This is a genomic window from Micromonospora sp. NPDC047753, from assembly GCF_040642735.1.
Taxonomy (GTDB): Bacteria; Actinomycetota; Actinomycetes; order Mycobacteriales; family Micromonosporaceae; genus Micromonospora.
In genome coordinates, this window is sequence record NZ_JBEYSL010000495.1 from 1 (window position 1) to 4,957 (window position 4,957).

The 4,957-nt window shown below is 67.6% G+C and carries 4 protein-coding genes; 3 read left to right on the forward strand and 1 reads right to left on the reverse strand.

The genetic code is table 11. From position 1 onward, the window contains the following. Positions 1-1,146: hypothetical protein (locus ABZ749_RS29365; RefSeq protein ID WP_357233486.1), on the forward strand; the 1,146-nt coding region annotated here is incomplete at its 5' end. A gap of 129 nt (positions 1,147-1,275) precedes the next feature. On the opposite strand, the gene ABZ749_RS29370 is transcribed toward ABZ749_RS29365, so the two are convergent. Then, positions 1,276-1,830, reverse strand: a complete 555-nt coding sequence (locus ABZ749_RS29370; protein ID WP_357233488.1) for a tyrosine-type recombinase/integrase — start codon at positions 1,828-1,830, stop codon at positions 1,276-1,278. 441 nt (positions 1,831-2,271) lie between these two features. On the opposite strand from ABZ749_RS29370, the gene ABZ749_RS29375 reads away from it, so the two are divergent. Both ABZ749_RS29375 and ABZ749_RS29380 read left to right on the forward strand, forming a co-directional pair. Next, positions 2,272-3,648: a family 43 glycosylhydrolase gene (locus ABZ749_RS29375; RefSeq protein ID WP_357233490.1), complete on the forward strand. Its 1,377-nt coding sequence runs from the start codon at positions 2,272-2,274 to the stop codon at positions 3,646-3,648. A 38-nt stretch (positions 3,649-3,686) separates the two neighbouring features. Beyond that, on the forward strand, positions 3,687-4,957 hold a 1,271-nt coding region (locus ABZ749_RS29380), incomplete at its 3' end, for an AbfB domain-containing protein (RefSeq protein WP_357233492.1).

Consider the following 4,957-nt stretch of genomic DNA (forward strand, 5'->3'; position numbering starts at 1 on the left):
GCGCCGTCACCGTCGCATTCGGCGCATCATCGACGCCTGCCGCAGGAAGGCGCTCGGCACTGCACCAAGAGGGCTGTCGCCCGATGGCATGATGCAGCGATGCTCCCTACCCGCCGTTCCCTTCATGACCGCGTCGCGGCGTCGTTGGCCGCCTGCGCCGACGGTGAACTGTCGGCGTTGTTGCAGGCCGCGTCACCCGTGGGTGTAGGCGTGGGAGGCGGCTCTTCGATCGCCGATGTCGATGGCACGCCCGTGTTCGTCAAGCGGGTTCCGATCACCGACCGGGAGCTGGATCATCCGCACAGCACGGCGAACCTGTTCGACCTGCCGGTCCGTTGCCAATACGGCATGTACCGCCTGGCCGGTCCGGGCTTCGGCGCGTGGCGCGAGCTGGCCGCAAACCAGAGCGTCACCGAGGGCGTCCTCGCCGGGGAGACGGAATCGTTCCCGCTGTTGCACCACTGGCGGGTGCTGCCCGGCCGCCCGCCGGTCGCGCCCGAGCACCTCGACATCGACGCCGTCGTCGCCCAGTTCGGTGGTAACCAGGCCGTGCGTGCCCGGTTCGAAGCGCTGGCGGGCGCGACCGCGAGCCTCGTGCTGTTTCTCGAATATCTCCCCGACGGATTGCCCCGCTGGCTTGACGACCCGGTCGGCAGAGCCGCGACGGTCGAGCGGCAGCTGTTCGAGATGGTGGCGTTCCTGTGTCACCGCGAGCTGCTGCACTTGGACGGACACTTCGGCAACATCAGGGCCGACGACGACCGGCTCTACCTGGTCGACTTCGGGCTCGCCACCTCACCGCGCTTCGACCTGTCGGACGCCGAGCGCGACTTCGCTGCCCGCAATGCCGGTCACGATGCCGACTACGCTTCCATGCGGCTGGTGAACTGGCTGGTCACCTCGGTGTGCGGGGTGCCCGTGCCGGCCGACAGCGGTCCCATCGCCCGCGACCAGTTTGTGCGCCGATGTGCGACCGGAGACATCCCACCGGACGTGCCGCCGCCCGTGAGGGAGATCATCGCCAGACACGCCCCCGCAGCCGCCCGGATGAACGACTTCTGCTGGCGCCTGTTCGACGGCGACCTTCACGCCGAGTATCCCGGCAGTGAAACCACGGTCCGGATCAATGCGGATCGGGCAAGTTGAGGAAGCGGACGACACCCTCCTCTCGGCTCCGGACGTCGTCGGGTCGACGAGCCCCTCGTTGAATCGAGGATTCCTGTGTGCAGCCGACCTGCTGGCTCGTTGGCGAGCCAGCGGGTGGCGTCGGCATAATCACAAGTTCTCCAGGAAGGCGACGATCGTGTCGGTGGGCTGGTAGCGCCCTGGAGTAGTGCCGAGCGGCGTGGTTCGGGCCAGCGCGCGTTCCTTGAGTGCGAGGTCGGCGTGGAGATAGATCTGGGTTGTGGCAACGCTTTCGTGGCCGAGCCAGAGGGCGATGACGGTGGTGTCGACTCCGGCGTTCAACAACCGCATGGCTGCGGAGTGGCGCAGGACATGCGGGGAGATCTTTTTCTCGGCGAGGGTCGGGCAGGCCAGTGCGGCGGTCGCGGCGTGCTTGGTTACTCGCCGTTCGAGCGCGTCCCGGGTGATGGCGGTGCCCCGCTCCTTGGCCAGATAGCCAGCGAACCGGAGGAGCAGTGCATCGACCTCGCCGACAGGCGCCTGCTCCGGTGACCTGATCACACCGACGCCGCGAAGGTAAGCCAACGCTGACGCGAATGAGCTGACCCGCAACCGCGTCTGACGGCCTCTTGCGTGACGTTCAACCAGGAATTCTTCGATCAGCCCTTCGCTCAGTACGCCGGCCCCGAGTGCGCGGGTTTCCATCGAACACCAGGAATATGCGGCTGCCCGCTGGTCAGTTCGGCATAACCACCAGGTCCGCATAAGCGCTCATGCAGGTGCGTGAGGTGCTCGGGGATCGTGGCACTCAGGATGCGGGTCGAGTGTGACAACCGGCTTCGCCAGGTGTCGGGGGAGCGGCGACGATCGATGCCTTGACACTCGTGGATGCGATCGCTAACACTTGTCCGCAACGCGAACTTAACGAACCGAACACATTGTGCCTGTGTCGCGACGCGGCCAGAGGCACCGTGAGCGAAGACTCCAAACCCGTCGCCAGGGCCTCTCAGCCTTTGCCCGGACACTGCCGAATGTGTTAACGCTAACATAGATGATCTTGCGAGAGGGGCTGAGGTGGTGGTTCCACGGCGCAGGACAGCGGCATCGCTGCCGAAAGCATCCACCGCCCGCCTACGTGCGCTCCTCGTGCTCTCCGCCGTGGCCGCCGCGGCTGTCGTGGTGGTGGCCGACGGGCCGGCGCACGCCGCCACACTGCCGACCGGCGCCGTCTCGCTGGAGGCGGTCAACCAAGCCGGACGGTACGTACGCCACATCGACTACCTCGGTCAGCTCGACCCGGTGACCTCCGGCAGCGCCAACCAGACCAAGCTCGACGCCACCTTCACCGTGGTCAACGGGCTGGCGTCGCCGGCCTGCTACTCCTTCCAGACGAAGGCCGGCTTGTTCCTGCGGCACCGCGACTACCGGCTGAGGGTCGACCCGAACACCGGCGACGCGTCATTCCGGGCCGACGCAACCTTCTGCGCTGTGGAGGGCTCGGTCAGCGGTTCGGTGGCGCTTGCCTCGTACAACTACCCGACCCGGCGGATCCGGCACCGCGACTTCGCCCTCTGGCTCGACGCTTACCAGGACACGGCCGCCTTCCGGGCGGACAGCTCCTTCCGCCTCGTCGCGCCGTGGGCGCCCAGGACCACCAAGGGGCCGGTGATCCCGGGCCTCTTCGCCGACCCGCACATCGCCGTGTTCAACGGCCGTTACTACCTGTACCCGACCACCGACGGCTACGCGAGCTGGGCCGGCACCTACTACAAGGCGTTCTCCTCCACCGACCTGGTCACCTGGACCGACCACGGCGTGATCCTCGACCACGGACCGGACGTGTCCTGGGCGGACAATTCGGCCTGGGCACCGGCGGTGGCCAGCGCCAACGGCCGCTACTACCTGTACTTCAGCGGTGGCGCTGCCAGCGGCAACACCGCCAAACAGCTCGGCGTGGCGGTAGCCGACAGTCCCACCGGGCCGTTCCGGGACGCCCTGGGTCGACCACTGATCCGCAGCGACCAGTTCTCCGGCGGGCAGACGATCGACCCCATGGTGTTCACCGACGACGACGGGCGGTCCTACCTGTACTGGGGGCAGGGCGTCGCGCGGGCGGTGCGGTTGAACGCCGACATGGTCTCCTTCGACGCGGCGCAGGCGCGGATCATCACCCCGTCCGGCTACAACGAGGCGCCGTTCGTGTTCAAGCGCAACGGTCTGTACTACTTCATGTGGTCGGAGAACGACACGCGCAGCGAGGACTACCGGGTCGCCTACGCCACCGGCTCCTCACCCCTCGGGCCGTGGACGAAGCGCGGCGTGGTGCTGCAGAAGCGCCTCGACGTGGGCATCAAGGGCACCGGCCACCACTCCGTGGTCCGGGCTCCCGGCAGCGACACCTGGTACATCGCCTACCACCGGTTCGCTGTTCCGGCCGGCAACGGCACCAACCGTGAGACCGCCATCGACCGGATGGAGTTCAACACCGACGGCACCATCCGTCCCGTCGTACCGGCCCTGTAGCTGACCGGTAAGCCCCTGCGCTAAGGAGAGAGACACACATGTCGAGAGTCCTCGCCCGGCTCTGCGCGGTCATGGTCGCCGCTTGTCTGCTGTTCACCACCTGGTCGGCGGCGACACCGAAGGAGGCGGCCGCGCTGGACCCGACCGTCGGCTACCTGATGGCGCACTTCACCGGCGAGTCGTCGACCGACCAGCAGATCTACCTCGCTCACAGCACCGACGGCCTCCGCTGGAACGACCTCAACAACGGTGGGCTGGTGCTGCGGTCCACCGTCGGCACCCGCGGCGTGCGCGACCCCGCCCTGGTCCGCTCGCCGAACGGCGACCGGTACTGGATCATCGCCACCGACCTGTGCATCGGCTGCGGCCAGGACTGGTCGGCCGCGATCAACAACGGCAGCCGCAACCTCGTCGTGTGGGAGTCCACCGATCTGGTCAACTGGTCGGCACCCTGGCTGCTGAACGTCGCCGGCGCGATCCCGGACGGACGCAACGCCTGGGCGCCGGAGGCGATCTGGAACCCCGCCACCAATGACTACGTCCTCTACTGGGCGACGAACGTCCCGCTCAACGGGGCGACCAAGCACCGCATCTACTACGCGCGGACGACGAACTTCCGTAGCGTCACCACGCCACAGGTCTACATCGACCGGCCCGGAAACCAGGAGATCATCGACACCCAGATCGTCGAGGTGCCGACCGGCGTCGGCGCCTACCGCTACGTCCGGGCCTCCCGGGACGGCCAGATCGGCATCGAAGGCAGCAACTCCATCCTCGGTACCTGGACCAGCCTCGGAAACCTCTCCGGCATCGGGCTGACCGGCGCGCAGGTCGAGGGCCCGATGTGGATGAAGATGAATGCCCGCAACGAGTGGGTCCTCTACCTCGACCAGTACTCCAGCGGACGCGGCTACCTGCCGGTCCTGACCACCGATCCGTCGAGCCCGGGCAGCTACCGACTGCCGGCGTCCGGCTCGTACTCGATGGGTGGCACCAAGAAACGGCATGGTTCGATCCTCAACCTGACCGCCGCCGAACAGAGCCGGGTGCTCGCCCGCTGGCCCGCCACCGCTGTCAACCGGATCCAGTCGTACAACTTCCAGGACCGGTACGTGCGGCACTACGACTACGACGTCCGCATCGACCCGAACGTCAGCCCGGCGCAGGACGGCCAGTGGCGGCTGGTGCCCGGCCTCGTCGGCTCCGGCACCGTCTCCATCCAGTCGGTCAACTACCCGGGCCACTACCTGCGCCACTACGGGTACGACTTCCGACTGGAGGCCAACGACGGCACCGCCACCTTCGCCGC

Excerpts from the sequence above, each read along its gene's own strand:
- ABZ749_RS29370 (WP_357233488.1), bottom strand. The coding sequence starts at position 1,830 with ATGGAAACCCGCGCACTCGGGGCCGGCGTACTGAGCGAAGGGCTGATC.